At 39.6% G+C, this 25591-nt stretch carries 27 protein-coding genes and 1 pseudogene; all 28 read left to right on the top strand.

All coding sequences use genetic code 11. From position 1 onward, the window contains the following. Positions 1-92 precede the first annotated feature (92 nt). The 28 genes and pseudogenes from topA to fliR all read left to right on the top strand — a co-directional run bounded on the left by topA (position 93) and on the right by fliR (position 25573). Positions 93-2216, top strand: a complete 2124-nt coding sequence (gene topA / locus F9B85_RS01600; RefSeq protein ID WP_151617852.1) for a type I DNA topoisomerase — start codon at positions 93-95, stop codon at positions 2214-2216. Then, positions 2216-3520 (top strand): FADH(2)-oxidizing methylenetetrahydrofolate--tRNA-(uracil(54)-C(5))-methyltransferase TrmFO, encoded by a 1305-nt coding sequence (gene trmFO / locus F9B85_RS01595; RefSeq protein WP_151617851.1) that lies wholly within the window; start codon positions 2216-2218, stop codon positions 3518-3520. The genes topA and trmFO overlap by 1 nt, the downstream gene beginning before the upstream one ends. A gap of 28 nt (positions 3521-3548) precedes the next feature. Beyond that, positions 3549-4466 (top strand): tyrosine recombinase XerC, encoded by a 918-nt coding sequence (gene xerC / locus F9B85_RS01590; protein WP_151617850.1) that lies wholly within the window; start codon positions 3549-3551, stop codon positions 4464-4466. A gap of 50 nt (positions 4467-4516) precedes the next feature. After that, a complete protein-coding gene (gene hslV, locus F9B85_RS01585) occupies positions 4517-5059 on the top strand; it encodes an ATP-dependent protease subunit HslV (RefSeq protein ID WP_151618369.1) in 543 nt (180 codons plus the stop codon). Then, positions 5059-6456, top strand: coding sequence for an ATP-dependent protease ATPase subunit HslU (gene hslU, locus F9B85_RS01580; RefSeq protein WP_151617849.1), 1398 nt, complete (start codon positions 5059-5061; stop codon positions 6454-6456). The genes hslV and hslU overlap by 1 nt, the downstream gene beginning before the upstream one ends. 94 nt (positions 6457-6550) lie before the next feature. Further along, positions 6551-7333: a GTP-sensing pleiotropic transcriptional regulator CodY gene (codY, locus tag F9B85_RS01575; RefSeq protein ID WP_151617848.1), complete on the top strand. Its 783-nt coding sequence runs from the start codon at positions 6551-6553 to the stop codon at positions 7331-7333. A 297-nt stretch (positions 7334-7630) separates the two neighbouring features. Beyond that, positions 7631-8050, top strand: coding sequence for a flagellar basal body rod protein FlgB (gene flgB / locus F9B85_RS01570; protein WP_151617847.1), 420 nt, complete (start codon positions 7631-7633; stop codon positions 8048-8050). Between the two features lie 3 nt (positions 8051-8053). After that, on the top strand, positions 8054-8536 hold the full coding sequence (gene flgC, locus F9B85_RS01565; protein WP_151617846.1) for a flagellar basal body rod protein FlgC: 483 nt from the start codon (positions 8054-8056) through the stop codon (positions 8534-8536). 47 nt (positions 8537-8583) lie between these two features. After that, positions 8584-8892, top strand: coding sequence for a flagellar hook-basal body complex protein FliE (gene fliE, locus F9B85_RS01560; RefSeq protein WP_151617845.1), 309 nt, complete (start codon positions 8584-8586; stop codon positions 8890-8892). A gap of 27 nt (positions 8893-8919) precedes the next feature. Further along, the gene (gene fliF, locus F9B85_RS01555) at positions 8920-10515 is read left to right on the top strand and encodes a flagellar basal-body MS-ring/collar protein FliF (RefSeq protein WP_151617844.1); all 1596 of its coding nucleotides are present in this window, start codon (positions 8920-8922) and stop codon (positions 10513-10515) included. A gap of 4 nt (positions 10516-10519) precedes the next feature. Then, a pseudogene (gene fliG / locus F9B85_RS01550) lies at positions 10520-11530 on the top strand (flagellar motor switch protein FliG). After that, complete coding sequence (locus F9B85_RS01545) at positions 11523-12335, top strand: FliH/SctL family protein (RefSeq protein ID WP_170270076.1); 813 nt, start codon at positions 11523-11525, stop codon at positions 12333-12335. Before fliG ends, F9B85_RS01545 begins: the two are co-directional and overlap by 8 nt. A 7-nt stretch (positions 12336-12342) precedes the next feature. Further along, the gene (gene fliI / locus F9B85_RS01540; protein ID WP_151617842.1) at positions 12343-13644 is read left to right on the top strand and encodes a flagellar protein export ATPase FliI; all 1302 of its coding nucleotides are present in this window, start codon (positions 12343-12345) and stop codon (positions 13642-13644) included. Then, the gene (gene fliJ, locus F9B85_RS01535; RefSeq protein WP_151617841.1) at positions 13641-14096 is read left to right on the top strand and encodes a flagellar export protein FliJ; all 456 of its coding nucleotides are present in this window, start codon (positions 13641-13643) and stop codon (positions 14094-14096) included. The genes fliI and fliJ overlap by 4 nt, the downstream gene beginning before the upstream one ends. A gap of 14 nt (positions 14097-14110) precedes the next feature. Further along, complete coding sequence (locus F9B85_RS01530; protein ID WP_151617840.1) at positions 14111-14959, top strand: magnesium transporter MgtE N-terminal domain-containing protein; 849 nt, start codon at positions 14111-14113, stop codon at positions 14957-14959. A gap of 88 nt (positions 14960-15047) precedes the next feature. Further along, a complete protein-coding gene (locus F9B85_RS01525) occupies positions 15048-16637 on the top strand; it encodes a flagellar hook-length control protein FliK (RefSeq protein WP_151617839.1) in 1590 nt (529 codons plus the stop codon). Positions 16638-16728: 91 nt separating this feature from the next. Next, positions 16729-17313, top strand: coding sequence for a flagellar hook capping FlgD N-terminal domain-containing protein (locus F9B85_RS14690; RefSeq protein ID WP_243138027.1), 585 nt, complete (start codon positions 16729-16731; stop codon positions 17311-17313). Beyond that, the gene (locus tag F9B85_RS01515) at positions 17306-17710 is read left to right on the top strand and encodes a TIGR02530 family flagellar biosynthesis protein (RefSeq protein WP_151617838.1); all 405 of its coding nucleotides are present in this window, start codon (positions 17306-17308) and stop codon (positions 17708-17710) included. Before F9B85_RS14690 ends, F9B85_RS01515 begins: the two co-directional genes overlap by 8 nt. Positions 17711-17801: 91 nt before the next feature. After that, complete coding sequence (locus F9B85_RS01510) at positions 17802-19193, top strand: flagellar hook protein FlgE (RefSeq protein ID WP_151617837.1); 1392 nt, start codon at positions 17802-17804, stop codon at positions 19191-19193. A 119-nt stretch (positions 19194-19312) separates the two neighbouring features. Beyond that, a complete protein-coding gene (locus tag F9B85_RS01505) occupies positions 19313-19543 on the top strand; it encodes a flagellar FlbD family protein (protein ID WP_341474373.1) in 231 nt (76 codons plus the stop codon). Positions 19544-19659: 116 nt separating this feature from the next. Beyond that, positions 19660-20154 carry a flagellar basal body-associated FliL family protein gene (locus F9B85_RS01500; protein ID WP_170270075.1) on the top strand — a complete coding sequence of 165 codons (495 nt, stop codon included), beginning with the start codon at positions 19660-19662 and terminating at the stop codon, positions 20152-20154. Between the two features lie 51 nt (positions 20155-20205). Beyond that, complete coding sequence (gene fliM, locus F9B85_RS01495) at positions 20206-21204, top strand: flagellar motor switch protein FliM (RefSeq protein WP_151617835.1); 999 nt, start codon at positions 20206-20208, stop codon at positions 21202-21204. Further along, complete coding sequence (gene fliY / locus F9B85_RS01490; RefSeq protein ID WP_341474369.1) at positions 21194-22513, top strand: flagellar motor switch phosphatase FliY; 1320 nt, start codon at positions 21194-21196, stop codon at positions 22511-22513. Before fliM ends, fliY begins: the two co-directional genes overlap by 11 nt. A gap of 18 nt (positions 22514-22531) precedes the next feature. Then, complete coding sequence (locus tag F9B85_RS01485) at positions 22532-22894, top strand: response regulator (protein ID WP_151617834.1); 363 nt, start codon at positions 22532-22534, stop codon at positions 22892-22894. A gap of 186 nt (positions 22895-23080) precedes the next feature. Further along, complete coding sequence (fliO, locus tag F9B85_RS01480; RefSeq protein ID WP_170270073.1) at positions 23081-23623, top strand: flagellar biosynthetic protein FliO; 543 nt, start codon at positions 23081-23083, stop codon at positions 23621-23623. After that, positions 23623-24396 (top strand): flagellar type III secretion system pore protein FliP, encoded by a 774-nt coding sequence (gene fliP / locus F9B85_RS01475; protein ID WP_151617832.1) that lies wholly within the window; start codon positions 23623-23625, stop codon positions 24394-24396. Before fliO ends, fliP begins: the two co-directional genes overlap by 1 nt. A gap of 65 nt (positions 24397-24461) precedes the next feature. Further along, positions 24462-24737: a flagellar biosynthesis protein FliQ gene (fliQ, locus tag F9B85_RS01470; RefSeq protein WP_151617831.1), complete on the top strand. Its 276-nt coding sequence runs from the start codon at positions 24462-24464 to the stop codon at positions 24735-24737. A 32-nt stretch (positions 24738-24769) separates the two neighbouring features. Beyond that, positions 24770-25573 (top strand): flagellar biosynthetic protein FliR, encoded by an 804-nt coding sequence (gene fliR / locus F9B85_RS01465; protein ID WP_151617830.1) that lies wholly within the window; start codon positions 24770-24772, stop codon positions 25571-25573. The last annotated feature ends 18 nt before the right edge of the window (positions 25574-25591 follow it).

Here is a 25591-nt window from a genome sequence, read left to right as displayed (position 1 = left end):
TTAACTTGTTAAATAAATTCTGTTGGCTATAATAGCCCATAGGTAGAGGGTTACAAAATAAGATTATTTATCAGGTGAACGAGGTGAACCTGTTGTCCGATAAAGTACTTGTTATTGTTGAATCACCAGCTAAAGCAAAAACAATTGGTAAATTTTTGGGTCGACGTTATCAGGTCAAGGCTTCTATGGGTCATGTACGAGATCTACCCAAAAGTCAATTTGGTGTAGATGTAGAAAGCGATTTTTCTCCTAAGTACATTACCATTCGGGGCAAAGGTGATTTACTTAAGGAATTGCGTAGTGCGGCAAAAAAGTCTACAAAAATTCTCTTAGGGCCTGACCCTGACCGAGAAGGAGAAGCTATTGCTTGGCACCTAGCTCATATTCTTGGCGTTGAAGAAGAAGCTTTATGTCGTATTGAATTTAATGAGATCACCAAAAAAGCAATTCAAAATGCTGTTAAAAAGCCAAGACAGATTGACGTTGATCGCGTAGAAGCACAACAGGCTCGACGCATTCTAGATCGCTTAGTCGGTTACAATCTAAGTCCACTTTTATGGCGCAAAATTCGCAAAGGTCTTTCGGCCGGACGAGTACAGTCTGTTGCAGTAAGATTAATCTCTGATCGAGAAGAGGAAATACAAGACTTTAAGCCTGAAGAATACTGGTCTCTTACAGCACAGTTAGAAGCTGAACAAGGTTCTCTCACTGCTAAACTACAAAAAATGGGAGAACAAAAAATTGAAGTAAAGAATAAAGAACAAATGGATCAAATTCTTCAAGAAATTGAACAAAAACCTTTTCAAGTAACAGAAGTAAAAAAGAAAGAGAAAAAGCGAAATCCTGCTCCACCTTTTACGACAAGCTCACTACAACAGGAAGCTTATCGAAAGCTTGGTTTTACAGCACGACGCACCATGATGGTGGCTCAACAGCTTTATGAAGGCATTGATTTAGGCAAAGAAGGTACTGTAGGTTTGATAACCTATATTCGTACCGATTCTGTACGCGTTTCAGAAGATGCTATGGAAGAATTGCGAACTTATATCGATAGTCGTTTTGGTAAGGATTATTTACCTAACTCAGCTAGACAATATGAAACTAAAGGCAAAGCGCAAAATGCCCATGAAGCTATTAGACCTACATCCATTCAATATGAGCCCGAAACAATCAAGTCAGCTGTAACTACAGATCAGTATAAGCTATACAAACTTATTTTTGAGCGCTATACGGCTAGTCAGATGAGTTCGGCTATCATGGATACAACAACTATAGATATAACAGTGGCTAATTATATTTTCCGTGCTTCTGGATCAACCATGAAATTTGCTGGCTTTATGAAAGTATATATTGAAGGAAAAGATGATGAGGCCAAAGAAGAGTCAGGTTTGTTGCCAGAAGTAGAAGTAAATAGCACCTTATCTTTAAAAGATCTCGAACCAAAACAACACTTTACTCAGCCACCGCCAAGGTATACGGAAGCAACGTTAGTAAAAGCCTTGGAGGAACAAGGTATAGGTCGACCTTCAACTTATGCACCAATCATTGAAACGGTAGTAGCTCGTGGCTATGTTGTTCGTGAAGAGAAACAATTTTTTCCTACTGAACTAGGAGAAGTGGTTGTTGAACTACTTAAGGAACATTTTCCCGAGATATTAGACGTAGAATTTACAGCAACTATGGAAAGTAAGCTAGATCAGGTTGAAGAAGGTGCTGCTGAATGGAGAGAAGTTCTACGTAATTTCTATGAGCCTTTTAAAGAACGATTAGAAGAAGCGGAAGAGAAAATTGGTTCTATTGAATTAACTGTTGAAGTAAGCGATCAAGTCTGTGAAAACTGCGGTGCTCAAATGATTGTTAAACAAGGACGTTTTGGTAAATTTTTAGCCTGTCCCCGTTTTCCAGAATGTCGCTATACCAAACCATTGCTTGAAGAAATAGGTGTACCTTGTCCCAAATGTGATGGAGCAATTGTTTTACGACGGACCAAAAAAGGGCGAAAGTTTTTTGGTTGTGCCAACTATCCTGATTGTGACTATGTATCATGGGAGCGTCCTACTGATATACCTTGTCCACAATGTCAAAAACCTTTAGTTCAAAAAGAATCGAAAAAACTTGGAACTCGAAGAGTATGTTTAACAGAAGGCTGTGGCTTCGAAGAAAAAGTTAACCTAGAAAATATAGACGAAATGGAACAGAAACAGGTGACAAGATAGTGAAAGTAACAATTATTGGTGCCGGTTTAGCTGGAGCGGAAGCGGCTTGGCAATTAGCACAGAGAGGTATAGCCGTTCAGCTTGTGGAAATGAGACCACAACAAATGACACCAGCACACAAAACAGGAGACTTTGCAGAACTAGTCTGTTCTAACTCTTTACGAAGTGACGCTATTGAAAATGCCGTAGGATTACTCAAAGAAGAATTACGACAGCTAGGCTCATTAATTATGGAAGTAGCTGATCAAAACAGAGTACCGGCGGGAGGTGCTCTAGCAGTTGATCGCCATAAATTTGCTCTTACTATTACACAGCGACTGCTAGAACATCCCTTAATAGATGTAGTAAGAGAAGAAGTTACTTCTATTCCTACAGAAGGGATTGTAATAATTGCTTCTGGTCCGCTTACTTCATCAGCCCTCTCTCAAGCTATTGGGGAATTAACTGGTACTGACTACTTGTATTTTTATGATGCGGCCGCTCCTATTGTAGATGCTGATTCAGTTGACAAAAGTATTGCATTTTGGGCTTCCCGCTATGACAAAGGCGACGCTGATTATTTAAACTGTCCGATGACAGAAGAAGAATACAACCGATTCTACGAAGCATTAACAACAGCGGAAGTACATCCTCTTAAAGAGTTTGAGAAAGAGATTTTTTTTGAGGGCTGTATGCCTATTGAAGTGATGGCCCGTAGAGGACGCGAAACGATGACTTTTGGACCGCTCAAACCTGTAGGACTTCGAGATCCTCGCACCGAAAAAAGACCTTTTGCAGTAGTTCAATTACGCAAAGAAAACCTAGAAGGAACTATGTTGAATCTAGTAGGTTTTCAAACTCATCTAAAATGGCCTGAACAAAAAAGAGTTTTTTCTCTTATACCTGGCTTAGGAAATGCTGAATTTATACGCTACGGTGTTATGCATAGAAACACCTTTATTAATAGTCCTTTATTATTAGCACCAACTTATCAAATGAAAAAGCAGAGCAGAATTTTCTTTGCTGGGCAGATTACTGGTGTAGAAGGGTATATTGAGTCAACCTCGTCAGGTTTTTTGGCAGGTCTTAATGCAGCAAGATTAGTTAAAGGATGGGAACCTTTAATTTTTCCTGCTGAAACAGCTATGGGCGCTTTGGCTAATTACATTACCACAGCTGATGCCAAAAACTTTCAACCGATGAACGTAAACTATGGAATTTTTCCTTCATTGCCAGGTAAAGTAAAAGGCAAAAGCATGAGACAGAAAGCACATAGTGAAAGAGCTTTATCAAAAATCTTAGAAATGAAAAGTCAAAATTTCTAAATAGATTGATTAGATAGGACGGAGTAATTTGAAGAAGTGGTATTATTGGCTAGACCGTTATATGAATTATATAAAAGCAGAGAAAAACTTCTCTGACCATACGGAAAAAGCTTATGCCACTGATCTAAATCAACTACTAGAACACTTAGAAGAGTGCAACGGAAAAGTACCAGAACTAGAACAAGTAACGCCAGAAATGATACGCCTTGCTTTGAATCAGCTTTACCAGGGACAGTTGGAGCGTTCTACACTGGCCCGCAAAATAGCCGCCTGGCGCGGCTTTTTTCGCTACTTAATAAGGGAAGAAGTTATTGAAAAAAGCCCGCTTTTTCGCTTCAAGTCTCCTAAATTAGCTAAAAAAATGCCTAAGGCCATAACTATTGAAGAAATAGAAAAGCTACTAGAATTCTCTAAAGATCAGGGCAATCCTTATCTATCTTCACGTAATGGCGCTATTTTTGAATTATTTTATGCTTCTGGTATCCGCATTCGAGAGCTTTGTAAAATAGATCTAGTTCATCTTGATCTGAATATGAAACAGTTGCGGGTAAAAGGAAAAGGCAATAAAGAACGACTAGTACCTCTTGGCGAGGAAGCCCAAAAAGCTTTAGCAGCTTATATGAAAGAGAGTCGTCCTATTCTAGCGGCAAAAGCAAAAAGTAGTGATTGTAAAGCCTTATTTCTCAACCATCGAGGTGAAAGACTCGGAGCGAGAGGCATTCAAAATATACTACATAAAATTGTAAAAGAAGCTAATTTAGATTCATCAATTACTCCTCACGTTCTAAGACACACTTTTGCAACCCATATGGTTGACGGTGGTGCAGATATAAGACTTTTACAGGAATTGCTCGGACACAGCAAGCTATCGACGACTCAGATTTACACTCATCTTTCTACAGAAAGACTTAAAAAGGTTTATCAAAAAAGTCATCCAAGGGCCTAACTTGCCAATTAACACCAATACTTTAGACAGAAGGAGTCTATGTCATGAAAATGAGGGGTACGACTATAGTAGCCGTAAAAAAAGGTAATGCTGTCGCTGTAGCAGGTGATGGTCAAATTACTTTAGGCGATAAAACGGTTATGAAAGGTTCTGCTAAAAAGGTACGCCGCTTATACCAAGGAAAAGTTATCGCAGGCATTGCAGGATCTGTTGCCGATGCCTTGACTTTACTAGATAAACTAGAATCTAAAATACAAGAGTATCGTGGTAACTTACTAAGAGCATCTGTTGAGCTAGCCAAAGAATGGCGTACAGACAGAGCCTTACGCCACTTAGAAGCGATGATTATTGCCGCTGATAAGGAACAATTACTTGTCCTTTCCGGAAATGGAGAAGTTATTGAGCCTGATGATGGCGTTGCAGCAATTGGTTCGGGAGGAGCTTATGCATTATCTGCGGCAAGAGCCCTAGTACGCCATACGGACTTACCAGCAGGAGAAGTTGCAGAGAAGTCCTTGCAAATCGCCGCAGAAATTTGCGTATATACAAATGATCATATTACTGTGGAAGAAATAGAAGGGACTGAACAGTAATGAGTTCAGAAAATCTTACTCCCATAAAAATTGTGGAAGAATTAGATCGTTACATTGTTGGACAACGAGGTGCCAAAAAAGCCGTTGCCATCGCCTTACGTAATCGATTTCGTCGCAAACAATTACCTCAACAATTGCAAGAAGAAATAACTCCCAAAAATATTCTTATGATCGGACCAACAGGTGTGGGCAAAACAGAAATAGCCAGAAGGCTTGCTAAGCTAGTACAGGCGCCTTTTATAAAAGTAGAAGCAACTAAGTTTACTGAAGTTGGATATGTCGGTAGAGATGTAGAGTCTATGGTTCGCGATCTAGTCGAAACATCGATCCGCATGGTAAAAGCGGAAAAGCTAGAAGACGTTCAAGGAGCGGCTGAAAAAGAGGCTGAAGAGCGCCTTGTAGAAATTCTAGTGCCAACACCTCGACCTAGTCGCAATATGTCTAACCCTTTTGAAATGCTTTTTGGTTCACAGAATCAACAAAGTACTCAAACTTCTACTGTAGAGCCTGAGCTAAGAGAACAGAGAGCTATCATAAGGCAAAAGTTAAAACGGATGGAACTAGAAGATCAAATGGTAGAAGTAGAAGTAGAAGAGCAAAGCAACCCTTTTGGTGATATGTTAGGGAATCAAGGCCATGATGATATGGGGCTAAACAATATACAGAATATGTTAGGTCAGGTCTTTCCCAAAAGTAGAAAAAGAAGACGTCTTCCTGTACGGGATGCGCGCAAAGTATTAGCTTTACAAGAGGCTCAGAAGCTGATTGATATAGAAGCTGTTAATCGCGAAGCTATTGAAAAAGCAGAGCAATCAGGGATCATTTTTCTAGATGAGATAGATAAAATAGCTTCTCGAGAAGGTGGGCAAGGGGCAGATGTTTCAAGAGGTGGAGTGCAAAGAGACATCTTACCAATTGTTGAAGGCTCGACTGTGATGACTAAATACGGTCCTGTAAAAACAGATCACATATTATTTATAGCAGCAGGCGCTTTTCATGTTTCTAAGCCTTCTGACTTGATACCCGAATTACAAGGCCGCTTTCCTTTACGAGTGGAATTAGAAGCTTTAAGTCAAAAAGATTTTCAAAGAATCTTAACAGAACCTGAGAATTCTTTATTAAAACAATATATTGCTTTACTATCTACGGAAGAGATAGAGCTAGATTTTGCAGAAGAAGGTATTGAAGCTATTGCTTCAATAGCTTATCGTGTCAATGCTCAGACAGAAAACATTGGCGCCCGTAGATTGCATACCATATTAGAAAAAGTATTAGAAGACCTTTCTTTCCAAGCCCCGAATCTAATTGATAAAAAAGTAGTCATAGATAGAGAATATGTTGAATCTAGGTTAGAAGACATTGTTGAAAAAGAAGATTTAAGTAGATATATTTTGTGAAAAGCGTTATAATATAAAACTAGAAATGAATAAATAACTTTTGGATTGTATTATACAGTTTGCACTGACCGACTAAGGAGGCAATGGGGGTAATATGCGCAGCTTACTGGAGAAGACAAGAACAGTTAACAAGCTAATTCAGAAAAATGCAGGTCATCCTGTTAACTTTAATGAAATGGCTAAAATAACTAGTGAACTGATAAAAGCGAATTGCTACATTATAGGTAGACGGGGTCGGATTTTAGGTTTTTCCTTTATGCCTCACTTTAATTGCCACATCATGGCGGATATTGTGCACCATTCGGAACGTTTTCCTGAAAGTTACAATCAGGATTTAATGCGTATAAATGAAACACAAGCGAACTTCTGTCAAGTCACTAGTTCTTGTGTATTTAATTACGGTGAGAAATGTTCTTATGGTCATAAGCTAATGACAGTTACACCAATTTTAGGTGGCGGGCAACGACTAGGTACGCTTGTCCTTGCAAAATACAACGAAGAATTTACTGATGAAGATCTCATCTTAGCAGAATATGCCTCTACTGTTGTAGGCATGGAAGTTTTGCGAGCGAAGGCTGAAAGAATGGAAGAAGAAGCACGCAAAAAAGCTGCTGTTCAAATTGCTATCGGGACTTTGTCTTATAGTGAATTAGAAGCGGTAGAGCATATCTTTTCTGAATTAGAAGGTAACGAAGGTCTTCTAGTTGCCTCTAAAATTGCAGACCGAGTTGGAATTACCCGTTCTGTAATTGTTAACGCCTTGCGCAAATTTGAAAGTGCTGGCGTTATAGAGTCAAAATCACTGGGAATGAAAGGAACATATATCCGAATTCTCAATGATAACTTATTAGATGAGTTAGAAAAACTACGTCACTAATAGATGAAAATAACTTAATAAACGTTATATATATAAATAGATAGTATTAGAAAGAAGGTTAACCAAGGGGTTAGCCTTTTTTTTTTCAAAAAAAGGAATTGCGAAAGTAGTATCGAATAATTTTATATCGATGATGTGATGATTCTATCTGAAAGGGCACCTTCATTTAAAAAGTGATGAAGGTGGTCGTAATAAAAAAAAATATATCGAATACTTATACGAGATATGTGATTAGAATTGATAATACCTTTTTTACGCTCAGTAAGTATTAGAGCAAAAGAGTAAAGAGGTGAGAAAATGGCTCAATTTCTAGATACTGCTTCAACAAGTTTACTGGAAAAAGGGCTTAATGTTGCCGCCCTTCGCCATAAGGTTATTGCAGATAATATTGCCAATGTAGATACACCTGGATACAAAAGAAAAGAAGTTAGTTTTGAAAGTGAGCTTGCTCAGGTGATGAAAGGTAACTCTCAAATGAAGATGGACGGTTCCATCAATAACTCGAGACATATTCCTATTATGGCTTCATCAATTCATGAAGTTAATAGCAAAACTCATCATACTAAAGAGCAAAGTTATCGTAACGATGAGAACAATGTGGACATAGATAAAGAGATGGCTGTTTTGGCCAAAAATACTTTATGGTATGATGCGATGATTACACAAATATCTCGTCGACTTTCAGGTTTGAAAAATGTGATCAAGGAGGTGCGTTAAAGCATGAAATTTCTTAGCTCTATTGACACAAGTGCTTCTGCTTTGACAGCCCAAAGATTGCGCATGGATATTGTTGCTAACAACATTGCTAACGTAAACACCACTCGTTCTGGTCAAGTAGACGGTGATGGTAATGTTGTACCTTACCGACGCCAAGTACCTCTTTTTTCAGCAAGACCGGCTAATAATGAATCTTTTGCTACTTCCCTTGCCAAAGCAGAAGAACAGATGAATGCACCAGGTTCAGGTGTGCGTGTTGTAGCCATAGTTGAAGATCAGAAGCCTTTCAAAATGGTCTATGATCCAGAGCATCCCGATGCGATACGAGAAGGTCCTGAAGCAGGCTATGTGAGAATGCCTAATGTCGATACAGTTGTTGAAATGGTAGACATGATTTCCGCAACACGAGCATATGAAGCCAACATAACAGCTATTAATTCAGCTAAAACATTAGCAACAAAAGCGTTAGAAATCGGAAGAGGGTAACTATTATTCATCTTACGAATTTATAAAAAACTAAGGAGGCAGATGATATGAAAGGGCTGGCCGTTACTCCTAATTCTTTATTACCCTATCAAAGCCTGATCAAAAATGGACAGCCTGCAGAAGCGGTTGCCAAGGGGAAAGATTTTTCTGCCTTTCTCAAAGAGTCTCTTAACAGTGTAAACCAACTGCATGCTGAATCAAATCGACAAACAGAAGCGCTTGTTTCAGGTCAGACAGAAGATATTCACCAAGTTATGATTGCCGCAGAAAAAGCGAGTATTGCAACTTCAATGACCTTACAAGTGCGCAATAAAGTGATGGAAGCTTATCAAGAAATTATGAGGATGCAGGTTTAATTTCTATTAGTGAAGGATTTCTGATCAATGAATGAAATGTTTGAAAAACTGCGCACTCAATTGAATGAGCTTCTAGGTAAATTATCAAGACAGCAAAAATTTATTATTGCTGGCTCTATTTTTGCTGTTTTATTTACCTTGCTTGCTTTTGCCTTTATTGCAGGACGTCCAGATTATGTTCCGCTTTTTTCGCGTCTCGATCCAACTGATGCCGGTGCTATAAGAGCAAAATTAGTAGAAATGAATAGTGATTTCAAAATCTCTGAAGATGGATCTACCATTTTTGTGCCTTCTAAAGATCAAGCCAATCTACGACTTGAACTAGCCAACTCAGGTTTACCAAGAGGCACAGGATGGGGCTTTGAGACTTTTAGCGAGAGTCGCTTTAGCGAAACAGAAAAAGAGCGAGAGATAAGACTCAAAGTTGCTACCGAGACAGAGCTGGCCAGAACATTACAGAATATAGCTGGTGTGGACAATGCCCGTGTTATGATTGTTCCTGCCACAGATTCTCTTTTTAGAGATAATGCTACAGATGCAACAGCATCGGTAATGTTAATTATGAGGCCTTTTTCGCAACTAGAAGATGAACAGGTACGCGGAATTGTTCATCTCGTATCAAGAAGTGTGAAATCGCTAAAACCAGAAAATGTAACAGTTTTAGACCAGAATGGTATTGTTTTAACAGAAGGCCTTTTTAATGATAACTTAGGTCTACAACTAGATGGCTTAACAAAGCACCAAATGGAAGCTAAGAGTCAATTTGAGAGACACTTGGAGCAGAAAGCTCAAGAAATGCTTAATCGTGTTGTAGGTCCTGGTAACGCTATTGTCAAAGTAGCTACAGAACTCGATTTTTCTCAACAAGAAGTAAGGGATTCTCAATTTGGTCGACCTGTTGGACCCCTTTCTACAAGAGAAATCTTAGAAAGTGGGGAAGGAACGACAGGAGGCGCTGCTCCAGGTGTCGATGCTAACATTCCTATGCAACAAGAAATAGGAGCAGGAACAAGTCGTTATGAGAGATCAGACATTATAATCAATAACGAAATTCCTAGGACAGAAACGCACATTATTACACCACCAGGTTCCATGATTAATCGACTCACTGTGTCGGTAATGATCGATAGCAATCGAATTGATGGTGAGTTTGACGAACAGAGACAGCAACAATTTGAGCAAGCTGTAGCTCGTGCTGTTGGAATTCAATATCCCATTGTAGAACCACAACCAGGTGGACGAGTTGAACAAATTAGTGTCGTAGCTATGCCTTTTGATCGTACTGCAGTCGATGAGTTAAATCGACTTTTGGCTGAAGAAGCGAACATGAGAAACTATCTCTGGATAGGTGCTGCAGTGGCTGTTGCTTTAGCTGTAGCAATTGCGTCTATATTCTTCATCCGCAAAGCTATGGCTAAAAAGAAAGAAGAAGAAAAACCAGTAGAAATGGTCCAAGAAGAGCCTTTGGTAGAGGAAGTTGCACCGACACCTCCTGTTATTGAACTGACACCGGAAGAGAGAGAAAGATTAGCATTGCGAGAACAAATTGAAGAACTGACAGAAAGCAATCCTGAAGCGGTAGCCCGTTTGTTAAAAACGTGGCTAGCTGAAGACTCGAGGTGATTCAGTGACAACGAAAGGATCATTATCTGGAAAACAAAAAGCAGCAATATTTTTGATTTCTTTAGGACCGGAGAAATCAGCAAAAATATTTAAACATCTAAAAGACGAAGAAATCGAACAAATGACTCTTGAAATTGCTAGCATTCGAAAAGTAACACCTGAGAACCGTGATATAGTCTTTGGTGAATTTCACAGTATTTTGATGGCTTCGGAGTACATAACCTCAGGTGGTATTGATTATGCCAGAGAAATCCTTGAGAAAGCTTTAGGACCACAAAAAGCACTTGACATAATCAATAGACTGACATCATCTTTACAAGTTCGTCCTTTTGAGTTTGTTAGAAGGACTGATCCGGCTCAACTTTTGAACTTTATACAATCAGAGCATCCACAGACTATCGCTTTGATCTTGGCTTACCTAAGCCCAGAACAGGCCTCGATTATCTTATCAGCCCTACCTCCAGACAGGCAGTCTGATGTTGCTAGAAGAATTGCTTTGATGGATCGAACATCACCAGAAGTAATAAGAGAGGTAGAGCTGGTACTAGAAAGAAAGTTGTCTTCCTTAGTCTCTCAAGAGCATACAAGTGCTGGCGGTATTGAAAATGTCGTTGAGATGCTCAACAGAGTCGATCGAGGAACGGAGAAATCGATTTTAGAAGCTTTAGAGATACAAGATCCAGAGCTAGCTGAAGAGATCAAGAAGCGTATGTTCGTCTTTGAAGATATTGTTATGTTGGATGATCGTTCTATTCAGCAAGTTCTGCGTGAAGTGGATACTAAAGATCTAGCCTTGGCGCTCAAAGGTGCTAGTGAAGAAGGAATTCAAAAGATATTCAAAAACGTATCCAAAAGAGCTGGCGAAATGCTACGAGAAGATATGGAATTTATGGGACCTGTTCGTTTGCGAGATGTGGAAGAAGCTTAGCAGCGGATTGTTAATATTATCCGCAAGTTAGAAGAAGCTGGCGAGATCATTGTTGCTCGCGGCGGAGGTGATGAACTCATTGTCTAGAGTCATCAAATCTTCGACTTTATTAGCTAACCAACCTAAGTTACTCAAACTAAGTTTTATCGAAATGAAACCAGAAGAGCTAGCACCTCCCTCTGAAGAGAGGGAGGAAAAGGTAGAAGAGCAGGAAACTGCTATATTAGCACAAGAAGAAGCTGAGCAAATCTTAAGGGAAGCTCATCAAACAGTACAAGAGCTACTTCAAAAAGCAAAAGAACAAACACAGATCATAATGACGCAGGCTAAGGAAGAAGCTAGGGGAATTTTACAACAAGCTCAGAATGAAGCAGAAGGCTTAAAAAGCTTGAAGGCTGAAGAAGGATATGCAGAAGGTTATCAAGATGGTTATCAAGCAGCAATTGAAGCGGCTAGAAACGAAAGCGATGCCATGATTGCAGAAGCTCAGCAGGAAGTAGAGGCGGCCAGACAGGCACGACTTATCTACATGCAGGATCAAGAGAAGGATATGGTAGAACTAGCTTATGGAATTGCTGAAAAAATACTTCAATATGAGATAGAGCGTAATGACGAAGTAATCTTACGAATTACTGAAAAAGCCTTGAATAAAGCACGAGACATTAGTCAAGTAATTATCAAGGTAAACCCTGAAGATTATGCTGTCTTACAAAGTTACAAAAGTGATCTGATGAGTTTAATCAAAGGCTTGCGCTCTATAAATATTGAAAAAGATGAAAGTATCAGTCGTGGTGGTTCTATTATTGATACAGCTTACGGCTATGTAGATGCTCGAATCGATGCACAACTTGAAGAGTTGAGGCGAGTTCTTAGTGAAATCATGAACAGGTAGATAGTCTATGCAAAAATATATTGATGCCTTAAAAAAAACCGACCCGGTACGATTGAATGGAAAAGTTAACCAGGTAATCGGCTTGGTCGTTCAGTCTGATGGACCTAGTGCTCGACTTGGAGAGCTTTGTTATCTTTCCACTCAATCTAGTGGCGAGAGAATTGGTGCAGAAGTTGTAGGTTTTCGTGACAAAAAAACATTACTAATGCCTCTAGGTGATATGACAGGCATAGGACCAGGTGCACAAGTTCTTGCATCTGGTGATGTATTAAAAGTATCGGTTGGAGAACACCTTTTAGGTCGTGTACTCGATGGCCTAGGTAACTTCATGGATAGTTATAATCCTATGGGTTTTTATGAAGCGTACCCTTTAGATGCTACACCACCCCATCCACTTAAAAGGCAACGCATTCAAGAAATACTACCATTTGGCGTAAAGGCAATTGATAGCATGCTAACCTGTGGTAAGGGACAACGCCTTGGAATCTTTGCTGGTTCTGGTGTTGGCAAAAGCACCTTGTTAGGTATGATTGCACGGAACACTTCTGCGGACATTAATGTGATCGCATTAATTGGCGAAAGAGGACGGGAGGTCAGAGAGTTTCTTGAAAAAGATCTAGGACCTGAAGGCCTGGCACGCTCTGTTGTAGTTGTAGCCACCTCTGACCAACCTGCTCTAGTTCGCCTGAAAGGTGCACTAGTTGCTACAGCAATAGCAGAATATTTTCGTGATCAAGGTCGCGATGTCATGCTCATGATGGACTCTGTAACGCGTTTTGCCATGGCTCAACGGGAAATAGGACTGGCTATTGGTGAACCACCAGCGACACGAGGGTATACTCCCTCTGTTTTTGCTATGCTACCGAAGCTATTAGAACGCTCAGGTACTTCAGATCATGGAACTATCACAGGCCTATATACAGTATTAGTAGATGGCGATGACATGAATGAGCCAATTGCAGATGCTGTTCGTGGTATTCTAGATGGGCATATAGTTTTATCAAGAGAAATGGCGGCACAAAATCACTATCCAGCCATAGATGTACTAAGAAGTGTAAGTAGGGTAATGATTGAATTAGTCACTCCTGAGCATCGTGAATTGTCAGCAAGGCTTAGACAAGTTTTGGCTACTTATAACGATGCTAAGGACTTATTAGATATTGGCGCTTATCAATCTGGTGCTAACGCTAGAATCGATTATGCGATAAAGAAAATAAATGCATGTAATAACTTTCTAAAGCAAGAAATTGAGGAAGCAGTGCCGATTGAGCATACCTTAGCACAGTTACGAGAGTTGTTTAGTTCATGAAGCCTTTTGTTTTTAAGTTACAACGTTCTTTAGACTTAAAGCTAAAAGAAGAAGAATACCTTAAGACAGAATTACAGCAACAGTGTGAAAAGGTAGAAGAATGCGAACTCTATGTAAAACATAATAAAGAGGCCATGGCAGAGGCTATAAAAAAATGTAAGCCTCAACAAGGAACAGCTTTTGACTTAGACAGCCGCATGATTTTTAGCCATTTTTGGCAACGTCTACAAGAAAAAGAAGATGAGTTGTACGAACACTTGTCTTCTGAGCGTGAAAAAGAGCAAGAGATTAGAGAGCAATTACATAAGACAATGAACGAGAGAAAAATTCTCGAAAAATTACGAGACAAACATCTTACTGCTTATCAAAAAGAAGTACTAAGTGAAGAACAAAAAGTCCTTGATGAAATGGCACTTAATCGTTTTATTGCTTCTAACAATAAAGGAGAATAGGAGGGAGATAGGTCTTGGCCGATAATCAAAAAGAAGATAATAAAAAATCATTATTTCCATGGAAAACATTTTTTGTTCTGGCCATCCCTGTCTTTCTTCTAGGCTCAATCAGTGCCGCTCAAGTAACAGGCGTTGTTGATTTTACGCAATACCTGAGACAAGTGCCTGTTGTAGGAGCCCTTTTTCCAGAAAAAGAAGAAGAAGCTGCTTTTCAACAAACGTTTGAAGAATATCGAATTGCACAATTAGAAGAAGAAAAAGCAGAAATGGATGCTCAGTTACGTGAGCTACAACAACAACTTGCTTGGTTAGAGCCTCAAGAAGATTTATGGAATCAGGAAAAAGATGAATTAGAAGAAGAATTAAAAGCTTTACAGGAACAGTTAGAAATATCATTGGAGCAATCAACGCAAACAACAGTAGATCAACAAGGTCTTGTTGAAAGACTTGCTTTAATGAAACCAGCTAACGCAGCAAAGATTATGGAAAATTTACCGGATCACATGGTTAATAGTTTATTATCTGAAATGGATGTCGACGAAGCCGCAAGAATTATGGCTCTTTTCGATCCTTTAAGAGCAGCTCGTCTGGCCTATCCAGATATTAACATTGAAATAGCTACACAAGATGGATCTCAGCAAGCCGTCCAAGAAAGATCTGCTACCTTACAAAGTCTCGGAAGATCTCTAGCCGCCATGCAGCCTGATGAAGCTTCTATGTTAATTGAAAACTTATCAAATGATATAGCTGTTGCAATAATGAAAGAAATGAATGATGAAGCAAGAGGAAAGATTTTATCATCTTTATCTTTCCAGAACCCAGCGAGAGCGGCTCAGCTTGTTACAATGATAGGACAGTCTTAAAAGAAAGGGGTGATGAAAAAAGAAAAGTATTCTAAAAGATCTTCATTAAGAATCTTTAGAAGTGGTAGAAGTTTAAGGAGGTGATAAATTGAGTGATGTAGCTATCTTAGCTTCTTTGGTTCAAGGGCAAGGAAAGTCAAAAAAAGAGTCACCAGCTCAGATGGATCAGCAAGAGATGAGAGGACAGGAAAGTTTTGCAAGCCTAGTGAGCACTTTTATTTCAAACCATACAATGCAAGGCAGAAATCATAGTTCCTTTCTACTCAATGAATTGAATCAAAGTATGGCAAAGAGATTTGAGGAAAGTCGTAATCAGCAGAGAAGAGAGAATCTGTCAGCCTCTATTAGCAACACAAGAGGTGAGGAACGAAGAGAACTGACAGCTTCACCGATTACTCCTAGAGAGAAAAAAGATCATGTTAATCACTCCCCCAAAATAGAAGCGAGTAATAGCAAAGAAGAGAGACAACCTCAAGGAAAAGTAGAAGAAAAACAACAAAATGTCTCTAGCAACCGGGAAAAAATGTCACCTGTCACTCAATCACTAGAGGATAAAGGATCTACTACATCGACATCTCAAAAAGAAAAGCTTGACATTTCTTTTATTTCAAAAGGAATGGAAGAAAAAAATGTCAACTCAGAAAAAGAACAAACTGTTTTATTTCAACAAACAAAACCGGTAGATAAGCCTAAAGTTTTGAATAGTCAAACAAAAGTACAGAGTGAACTGTTGCAAGAACCTAAAGAAAAGCTACAAGAACAGCTAAAACAAGAGATTATGCAACACCTGCGTAATAATGTAAGTTCAGGGAAGCAGAACGTAGAGACAAATTATTTAAAAGTAACTGAAGAGAACGTCAAAGCTCTATCAGCAACAGAACCAGAACAACTACCCTTGTTAGCTAACTTACAGCGACGTCAAGAGAGACAACAAAGCAGTAAGGATGGATTAACAAGAGAGGAGCCTCTTTTAACTACGGAAAGCTCTGAAAAAGCAGGCATCCCTAATTCATATTTGAGTCCTCAGATGCTCGGTAGGAAAGATGGTGGGACACAACAGCCATTAAATTACCGATTGATGAGAGATGGAATGGGACATGAAGCAGCTAGCGAAAAAATGCTACAGAACAAAAACAGTTCCAACAATGCTTTAGGGGCCACAGAAGCTAGTAGAGAGACGTTTAAAGGTAGGCTTCTAAACATACAGAAACAACCAGTGATGCCGAATCGACAAGAGATACTGAATCAGGTTATTGCTCAAGCAAAACTTTTGAATAAAGCAGGATCACAAGAGTTGAAGATTCAGCTTAAACCAGACTTTTTAGGGCCTATGAAAATGAGAGTGCTTATGGAAGATGGAATTGTATCGATTCGTATCGCCGCAGAAAATCCACAGGTAAGACAACTGCTTGAATCTAATATGGCTCAACTAAGACAATCATTAGAAGAACAAGGGATTAAATTCGATCGAGTAGATGTAAGTAAAGATGATAGTGGTAGAGATTTTTATCAGGGAAATCAGAACGGCTTTTTAGAAAAGCAACCTGGTAGAGGGCAAGCTCATGAGGGTCTTTTGTATAGTAAAGAGGGCGAATTGGGAGAAGAAGATCATCCTTCTGCACAAAAAACTGCTCTCTATTACGAAAGTGAGCGCAGTACAGTAGAGTACTTTGCTTAATACAAAAGCAAGTGATCATAGAGTTGCGACATCTTAAGATTCTATTAATAAAGATTAATAAGCTATAAGCGTTTTAGTAGGAGGTGAAGAAGTGTCTAACATAGTAAATTCGCAGTATGCCTCTCAAATGGCTTCTCTTGAAGTATCTAAAGTTAATAAAGACAAAAACACTATGGGCAAAGACGACTTCCTAAAACTCTTAGTTACACAATTACGTTACCAAGACCCAATGAAACCTATGGAAGATAAAGAGTTTATTGCCCAAATGGCACAGTTTAGCTCACTTGAACAGATGCAAAACATGGCTGATGGCTTCATGGAGTTAAAAGAGGCCCAAATGAAAATGCTTCACGAAAATTATGTAGCTCAGGCTGTTAGTTTCATAGGTAAAGAAGTTGATGCAGTAACTTTCCAAAGAGATGCCTATGGAGAAACTATTTATGATAATAGTGGAATGGCTTTAACAGAATTTGTACAAGGCGAAGTGCGAGGCGTAAAGTTTGACAAAGGCCAACCAATTTTGCAAGTACAGATCAATAATGGAGATCAGACTTACATGCGTTCAGTTCGATTAGAAGAAATAAGTCAGGTAATAGCAAAACAAGAAACTGTTGCATTAATACCTCAGACAGAAGCAAAAGAGGACGGAGAAGAGGAGGTAAAAGATAATGAATAAACCTTTCTTCTATCCTCAACCAATGATCCCAGGCGCTAACAATATAGCACCAACAACTAAATCACCTACTGCTAAAGGTTCTATTCATAATTCTGGACAATCAGCGGACTTTCAAAAAATTCTTGATCAAGAAGCTGGCAAGTTAAAATTCTCTAGTCATGCACAACAAAGATTAAACCAGCGTAACATCCACTTTGGAGAAAAAGAGCTGAAACAATTAAACGAAGCTGTGCAAAAAGCAGAAAGTAAAGGAGCACAAGAAGCTCTTGTTATGATGAAAGATCTTGCTCTAGTTGTATCGATCAAAAATCGCACCGTTATCACAGCTGCCCATGGTAATCAACTTAAAGACAATGTCTTCACTAAGATTGATAGCGCCGTGATTATCCCGTCTTAAAAGGCTGGACCTCCCGAGGAAGCCTTGATTGTGGACCGATAGAAGCAATCAGCGGGAAAGGTAGAATCAAAGAAACGGGGGTCATTTTAATATGATGCGTTCTCTTTACTCAGGCGTAACTGCACTGAGGAACCATCAGACACGAATGGACGTAATCGGTAACAATATTGCGAACGTAAACACAGTTGGCTTTAAGAAAAGCCGTGTTACTTTCCAAGATGTTCTAAACCAGACTGTACGCGGTGCCTCTGCTCCACAAGGTGGACGTGGCGGAACTAACCCTATGCAAGTCGGGTTAGGCATGAATATAGCAACTATTGAAGTTGTTCCGACTGCGGCAAGTCCGCAAGGAACAGGAAAAAACTCTGATTTATCTATCTCTGGAGATGGTTACTTCGTCTTAGACGATGGTGGTTCTCGTTATTATACAAGAGCCGGTAACTTTGATTTAGATACTTCTTTTAACCTTGTACGTACCGACAACGGTATGCGCGTTATGGGTTATAAAGCTGTAGATGGAGTAATCGAAAGCACCGATGCACCAATTGCTTTGAATTTACGAGAGGCTATGAGCATGGAAGCTCAAGCGACCGATAAAGTTACTTTTATCAAGAACTTAGATGCGCGAACGCAGAATGGTGATGATGCTATTGTACAGACTATTACAATTTATGATTCTCAAGGTGGTCCTCACCAATTAGAAGTTAAATTTACAAAAAGTAACGTTGATAATGTTTGGAATGTAACAGGCGCCCTAGTTCATCCCAATGGTAGATATTACACTACAGATGGTGACCAGACTGACGTTAACAATGCTAATATTGCTAACTTAATTAGTGGTGCTATGCAATTTAACGAAAGTGGTAAGTTTGTATCATTTGTATCGGATGAAAATGATATAGCTCCCATCGAATTACCTGGTGGTGTTTTTGAAATCCCAGCTATGAATGGGAATTATTTCTCAGATCCTGATCCAGATGATGATGATGAGATGACCTTTGAGCAAGCCAAAGCAGAAGCAGACGCGGCAGGACTTCCCAGACCAATCTGGATCGACTTGTCTTCTATGACTCAGTTCGGATCTGCGACGACCGTCACACCATTAGATCAAAATGGTTACCAAGACGGCGACTTACTAACCTACTCTTTTGACGCAACTGGTACCATCACAGGAAGTTACTCTAATGGGCAGAATCGCCAAATTGCCCAAGTAGCTATTGCCAATTTTTCCAATCCGTCAGGTCTACTTAAAAACGGCGAAAATTTATACAGTCAATCGAATAACTCTGGAATGGCGCGAACAGGACGACCAGGTGAAGATGGTAGAGGAACTATTATTCCAGGCTCTCTAGAAATGTCTAACGTAGAATTAGCTGAGGAATTCACCGATATGATCGTCACTCAGCGTGGTTTTCAGGCGAACAACCGAATTATTACCGTATCAGATTCAATGATTGAAGAATTAGTAAATCTGAAACGCTAATAGAAGTAAATTAAAGTCTCTAAAAAGTGATTGAACCTGTTGATGTGAAATATACAGTTAATACCGTAACTTGCTTCTTTTATTGAGGGCGGGTATTAAAGGCCAAACCCGCCCGTTTTATCATTATTAGGGGGGGATGTAAGCTGATCAAAGTAACGCAACTAAATCAACGCGAAATAGTCATCAATGCTGATCTAATAGAGATAGTTGAATCTACACCAGATACATTGATTTCTTTAACAACAGGACGTAAGCTAGTTGTTAAAGAAAAGGTAGAAGATGTCATAGAGCGCGTTATTACATATCGCAAAGCTTATTATCAACGGAAATATTCCAACGATCCCCTATAAGAAAAAAGAAGGAGCTAGCAAGATGGCCTAGAATCCATATATAATAAGACGAGGATAGGCTTCTTATTAACAAGGGCAAGCCAAGAACAATGCCTGGGAAGGAGCGCTTCTTCACGATGGCTGAAAATGAAAAAAATGAAGAAAAGAAAAAATCGTCTATAAACATAAAGTTTATAGTCATTGCCTTGGCCATGATGGTCATAACAGCACTTATCTCAATTGCGGCTTTTACTTTCTTTGTAGCTCCTAATGGCTTAATAGGTGGTACTACCATTCAAGAGCCAGTAAGAGCGCCTGGTGTGCTATACGATCCAGGCGGAGAATTTAAGACGAACCTTGCTGATCCCGGTGGCAGAAGATACTTATTAGCTCAGATTTCTTTAGAGCTAAACATGCAAAAAAGAGATGAAAAAGTAATCGCCGAACTAGATGAACAATTGCCTATTGTTCGTGATCGAGTACTAGCAGTACTAAGTGCAAAAACAATTGATGATTTTCAGAGCCATGAAGGAAGAGAAAGAGTGAAGAGGGAAATACTTATTGCTCTTAACAAACAATTTGGAGCAGACAAGTTTCGAAATGTTTACTTCATAGATATTGTTTATCAATAAAGGTGTAATGAATGATTAAAGGTTCGATAAGGAGGAGGTGAGGGTTAAAAAATGAGCGAAGTTCTCTCTCAATCGGAAATAGATGCTCTATTAAATGCCCTTGCCAGTGGTCAAGTCACCGCTGATGAAGTGAAGCAAGAAGACTTGGCCAACAAAGTACGCCTCTACGACTTTAAAAGACCTAATAAGTTCTCAAAAGACCAGATTCATACTTTACAAGTAATTTACGAGAACTTCTGCCGCAGTCTGACTACATACTTTTCAGCCCATTTACGTACCCTGGTTCAGATTTCAGTTATGTCAGTTGATCAATTAACCTATGAAGAATTTGTTCGTTCTATTCCCAATCCCACCATTGTCAACATCTTTACTATGACCCCTTTAGATGGTAATGGCATTATGGAAGTTAATCCGAATATTGCTTTTTCTATTATTGATCGTCTTTTTGGAGGTACTGGACAACCTCCAAGCAAGATTCGGGGCTTAACAGAAATAGAGCAATCTGTTTTTCAGAGAACGACGAGGAGAATGCTAGATAGCTTTGCAGAAGCATGGGAAAATATTGCTGAGGTAAGTGCTAACCTCGAAGTAATTGAAACTAACCCTCAGTTTGTTCAAATTGTAGCACCTACAGAAATGGTCGTGCTGATCACCTTAGATTGTCGTATTGGTGAGACAGAAGGTATGATTAACATCTGCTTGCCTTATATTCTACTTGAACCAATTATCAGTAAGCTCAGTGCTCATTTTTGGTTTTCTAGTTCAGCAAAAGGGCGTACGCAGGAGCAATTAGATATTCTGCGTTCACGTTTAGAAAAAGCCAAAATTCCGATGACAGTTTTATTAGGTCAGACGCACTTACATGTAAGTGAGCTCTTAGATCTTCAAAAAGGTGACGTAATCCAACTTGATAACCAAGTTTCTGAAGAACTAATCGTAATGGTAGGTCAACGAAGGAAGTATTGGGGGCGACCCGGTGTCGTCGGTTCAAAACTAGGTGTGCAGATCACCTCTACCTTCGATGAAGGAGTTGAGACAGATGATGAGTAGTGGTGTTCTATCGCAAGAAGAAATAGATGCCCTGCTTAAAGGATCCGATGCCGATACCTCTCCAGCAGAAGATAACTTAACAGCACCGGTAGATCCCAATAACAGCATTAGTGACATGGAAAAAGACGTTATTGGTGAGATAGCCAACATCTCTATGGGAACAGCAGCAACAACATTGTCAACACTTCTAGGCAAAAAAGTAGACATAACTACCCCTCGAGTATCTCTAACATCAAAAACAGAGATTCAAAGGGATTACCCTTCACCATTTGTTGTTGTTGATGTACACTATACAGCAGGATTAGAGGGTAACAATGTACTTGTCATCAAAGAGTCCGATGTAGCTATTATCGTTGATTTGATGATGGGTGGAGATGGATCAGCGCCACCAATAGAACTATCAGAGTTGCACTTTAGTGCTATTTCTGAAGCTATGAACCAAATGATGGGCTCAGCGTCAACATCAATGGCAACTATGCTGAACAAAAAAATAGACATTTCTCCACCTGAATTGAACAAAGTTGATTTTGCTAGTGAGGAACTTCAACATCCAGAGTCTGATCCTGTTGTAAAAGTGGCATTTCGAATGGTTATAGAAGGTTTAATTGATAGTGAATTGATGCAGATCTTCCCCATTCCCTTTTCTAAAGCCCTGACCAGAGGCTTAATGGGAGACAGTAGTGAAAGTGCAGCTACAAACACAGCAGAAGTTGCAGCATCAGTTCCTCCTTCTACAGCGCCATTCCCAGATCTTCCAGGAGCAGCAACAGCTTCACCAATGGCTGCAGGACCATCAGCGGTAACAGCACCTCAGCAACCAATGCCGCAGCATCAACCTCCGCAGGTACCACCAATGGGTTCAGGTAGTGAACCTTACGGAGCACCACCGCCACAACATTACTATGGTCCACCACCAGGCTATGGGAACTACTATCATCACCCCCAACAAGGTATGATGTATCCCCCACCACAACCACCAACTCCATCGTCTATCCCTGTCCAACCTGTTCAATTTTCACCACTGCAAGGCCAAACTTCATCAAAAGAAGTAGGTAATCTAAATCTTATAATGGATGTGCCTTTGCAGGTAACTGTTGAACTAGGAAAAACAAAGAAAACTATTCGAGACATCTTGGAGCTTGGCTCCGGTTCGGTGATTGAGCTAGATAAATTGGCTGGTGAGCCAGTTGATATTCTAGTAAATGGTAAGTTAGTGGCCAAAGGTGAAGTTGTCGTAATTGATGAAAACTTTGGTGTCCGCATAACGGATATTGTAAATCCCATAGAGCGGATTGGAAATCTACAGTAAACGGAGGATGAATATATCATGGCCAATCGTATTTTGATTGTCGATGATGCGGCTTTCATGCGCATGATGATTAAAGATATTCTATCGAAAAATGGTTATGAAGTTGTAGGAGAAGCAGAAAACGGAGCAGTTGCCGTAGAAAAATGGAAAGAACTAAGACCAGATCTAACAACAATGGATATTACCATGCCTGAAATGGATGGCATTAATGCAGTTAAAGCTATTCGACAAGTTGATGCTAGTGCAAGAATTATTATGTGCAGTGCAATGGGACAGCAGGCAATGGTTATTGATGCTATTCAAGCTGGTGCTAAAGACTTTATCGTTAAGCCCTTTCAACCAGAAAGAGTATTGGAAGCAGTAAAAAAAGCTATTGGTTAATCGTACCCACCGCTTCAGAATCTGTAACATTACTTTCTCTCCAGGTTAGGCGGGACATTTATGAATGTATGTCGGCATTCTGGCCGCCGAAACATCGGCGGCCTGGTATTTTTAACTTTACTTCTTTTGTTGCTCATGAACCCTCTTAGTGCTCTGGCAAGCTCAGACTTAGAGGGGGGAGGCAGTTTGCAAGAACGGCCTTATCCTTCTACAGCGGTCTTCGAAGATCGCTCAGAAAGCATGCCAGGCACAGGAGAAGTTATTTTTCGATTGATTATCACTCTTTCCATATTGGCTATAGTTGCCTGGCTTGTACTACGCTACTTAAAGAGACCAGGAAATACAGCTTTCTTTCCCAAAGGGGAATGGCTCTCTGTACTAGATCGAGTTTCTTTAGGACCTAACAAGAATCTTTTTATTACAGAAATAGCAGGTAAATATGTTGTTCTTGCTGTAACGGATCAATCAATACAACCGATTATGGAGATAACAGATCCGAAAAAAATAGAATCTATTCAAAGATCTATTGAAGAACAGAAAGAATTACCAGTACCCAACTTTTTTTCCGATCTTCGCAATGTGGCAACGAAGCTCAAAGGAGAAGAAAGGAATAAAAACGACCTATCTTTTCATAGTGAAATGATGCGACAGATCGATCGATTGAATTCCCTGCGGATGGGAGATGAAAAGCAGAATAACAAGAGCTCCAGAGAAGGAGAGAAAATGTGATGAAGTCCCTGTGGCGCAGAGGTCAATTACTAAGATTACCTTTATTACTGCTTTTATTTGTAACCCTCGTGCCTACAGAAGGGCTGGCCAATCCTCTACCAATTCCAACTGTATCGATTGGAGTGGAAGGTACAGACGATCCTGTAGAAGTTTCAAAAAGTCTACAAATACTTTTTCTCTTGACTGTCTTATCGCTTGCACCGGCAATCTTGATCATGATGACTTCCTTTACTCGTATCATCGTGGTCTTAAACTTTACTCGTACCGCATTGGCCATGCAAACAATGCCACCCAACCAAGTCTTAATTGGACTGGCCTTGTTTCTAACCTTCTTTATTATGGCACCTACTTGGTCTACTATAAATGAACAGGCTTTACAACCTTACATAGCCGGTGAGTTATCACAAGATGAAGCATTAGAAAATGCTATTGATCCTCTTCGAGAATTTATGTTAAAGCAGACGAGAGAAAAAGATCTAGCACTATTCGTCAATCTTGCAGAAATTGACCAACCTGAAACATACAGAGATATACCAACGCGTGTTGTAATTCCAGCCTTTATACTTAGTGAATTAAAGACTGCTTTCCAGATTGGTGCAATTATTTACTTGCCTTTTATTGTGATAGATATGATAGTAGGTTCTGTGCTCATGTCCATGGGGATGATGATGTTACCGCCTATGATGATTTCATTACCTTTTAAAGTGCTTGTCTTTGTTCTTGTAGATGGTTGGTACTTAATAGTACGATCTCTTGTCCTTAGTTTCCAATGACCCTCCTTGTCAAGTGAGTAGTACTTTTTAACAATAAATTTGCTTTCATTAGGGGAGGGAAGATCTTGCCACAAGATATTGTAATTCAGCTTGCTCGTGATGCTCTAACTGCTGTATTGATAATTGGCACACCGGTTTTAGCGGGAAGCTTGTTAATTGGTTTGGCTGTAAGTTTATTTCAGGCTACAACACAGATACAAGAAGCGACCCTCGCATTTGTACCGAAAATTATAGGTGTTTTTCTCATTATTTTTATACTTGGTCCTTGGTTGCTAGAAAACATGCTTCAATATACAGGTAGCCTTTTTGAGAATCTCCATCTTTATACATTTATTCGATAAAGAAGAATTTTACGGGAAAGGGATTTTAACCAGTGGAAACGGTCATCTCCCAATTTCTGGTTCATCTAGATATATTGTTGATGATGATGACCAGGGTTGCTGGTATTCTGGTGATGGCTCCTCTTTTCAATACACCGGGCTTTAATAATTATGCCAAGATTGGATTTGCTTTCTTTGTTGCCTTAACGCTTTTTTTAGCCATGCCAGCGAGTAGCTATCCAGAAGTGCCAACTGATCTTTTTCACTTTACCGTTACAATAACCCAGGAAGTTGTTATTGGATTAACCATTGGATTTATTTTCCAGCTACTTTTTGCTGCTATCATGACGGCTGGTCAGTTTATTGATTACCAATTAGGTTTTGGTATTATTAACGTTGCTGATCCGCTCTGGGGAACACAAGTGCCAATGACAGGCCTTTTTCTTCAAATGATTGGCTTACTCTTTTTTGTTCTTGCTGATGGACATCTCCTAATCATTCAAGTTCTAGCAGATAGTTTTCGATTAATTCCTGTAGGAACAGGTCCTTTTACAGCAGAGTTATCAGGAAGTATTGCGGCTTATATTGTTCATTTGTTTGTAAGTACTTTTCTTATTGCGCTTCAACTTGCCCTTCCCATTCTAGGTGTCACTATAATTACCGATGTTGCTCTGGGAATCATGGCTCGTACAGTTCCTCAGCTCAACATTTTTGTTGTCGGTTTACCTCTGAAAATTGGTGTCGGCATCTTCTTCTTATGGGTATTAATTCCTTTTTACATAGAGAGTCTAAATTACCTCTTTGCGATTACGCTGTCCAATGTAGAAGGCTTTTTATCCATTATTGTTCGTCAATAAGTAGAATCAATAAAGGAT

Source organism: Heliorestis acidaminivorans (genome assembly GCF_008933955.1).
Lineage (GTDB): Bacteria > Bacillota > Desulfitobacteriia > Heliobacteriales > Heliobacteriaceae > Heliorestis > Heliorestis acidaminivorans.
Note: the sequence above shows the minus strand (reverse complement) of the source record. Positions and strands in the feature narration are given on the sequence as shown.

What these genes read in the sequence shown, in the direction of transcription:
- hslV (WP_151618369.1), top strand. Translation starts at nt 4,517, where the DNA reads ATGAGGGGTACGACTATAGTAGCCGTAAAAAAAGGTAATGCTGTCGCT.
- hslU (WP_151617849.1), top strand. Translation starts at nt 5,059, where the DNA reads ATGAGTTCAGAAAATCTTACTCCCATAAAAATTGTGGAAGAATTAGAT.
- codY (WP_151617848.1), top strand. Translation starts at nt 6,551, where the DNA reads ATGCGCAGCTTACTGGAGAAGACAAGAACAGTTAACAAGCTAATTCAG.
- flgB (WP_151617847.1), top strand. Translation starts at nt 7,631, where the DNA reads ATGGCTCAATTTCTAGATACTGCTTCAACAAGTTTACTGGAAAAAGGG.
- flgC (WP_151617846.1), top strand. Translation starts at nt 8,054, where the DNA reads ATGAAATTTCTTAGCTCTATTGACACAAGTGCTTCTGCTTTGACAGCC.
- fliE (WP_151617845.1), top strand. Translation starts at nt 8,584, where the DNA reads ATGAAAGGGCTGGCCGTTACTCCTAATTCTTTATTACCCTATCAAAGC.
- fliF (WP_151617844.1), top strand. Translation starts at nt 8,920, where the DNA reads ATGAATGAAATGTTTGAAAAACTGCGCACTCAATTGAATGAGCTTCTA.
- fliI (WP_151617842.1), top strand. Translation starts at nt 12,343, where the DNA reads ATGCAAAAATATATTGATGCCTTAAAAAAAACCGACCCGGTACGATTG.
- fliJ (WP_151617841.1), top strand. Translation starts at nt 13,641, where the DNA reads ATGAAGCCTTTTGTTTTTAAGTTACAACGTTCTTTAGACTTAAAGCTA.
- F9B85_RS01515 (WP_151617838.1), top strand. Translation starts at nt 17,306, where the DNA reads ATGAATAAACCTTTCTTCTATCCTCAACCAATGATCCCAGGCGCTAAC.
- F9B85_RS01510 (WP_151617837.1), top strand. Translation starts at nt 17,802, where the DNA reads ATGATGCGTTCTCTTTACTCAGGCGTAACTGCACTGAGGAACCATCAG.
- F9B85_RS01500 (WP_170270075.1), top strand. Translation starts at nt 19,660, where the DNA reads ATGGCTGAAAATGAAAAAAATGAAGAAAAGAAAAAATCGTCTATAAAC.
- fliM (WP_151617835.1), top strand. Translation starts at nt 20,206, where the DNA reads ATGAGCGAAGTTCTCTCTCAATCGGAAATAGATGCTCTATTAAATGCC.
- fliY (WP_341474369.1), top strand. Translation starts at nt 21,194, where the DNA reads ATGATGAGTAGTGGTGTTCTATCGCAAGAAGAAATAGATGCCCTGCTT.
- F9B85_RS01485 (WP_151617834.1), top strand. Translation starts at nt 22,532, where the DNA reads ATGGCCAATCGTATTTTGATTGTCGATGATGCGGCTTTCATGCGCATG.
- fliP (WP_151617832.1), top strand. Translation starts at nt 23,623, where the DNA reads ATGAAGTCCCTGTGGCGCAGAGGTCAATTACTAAGATTACCTTTATTA.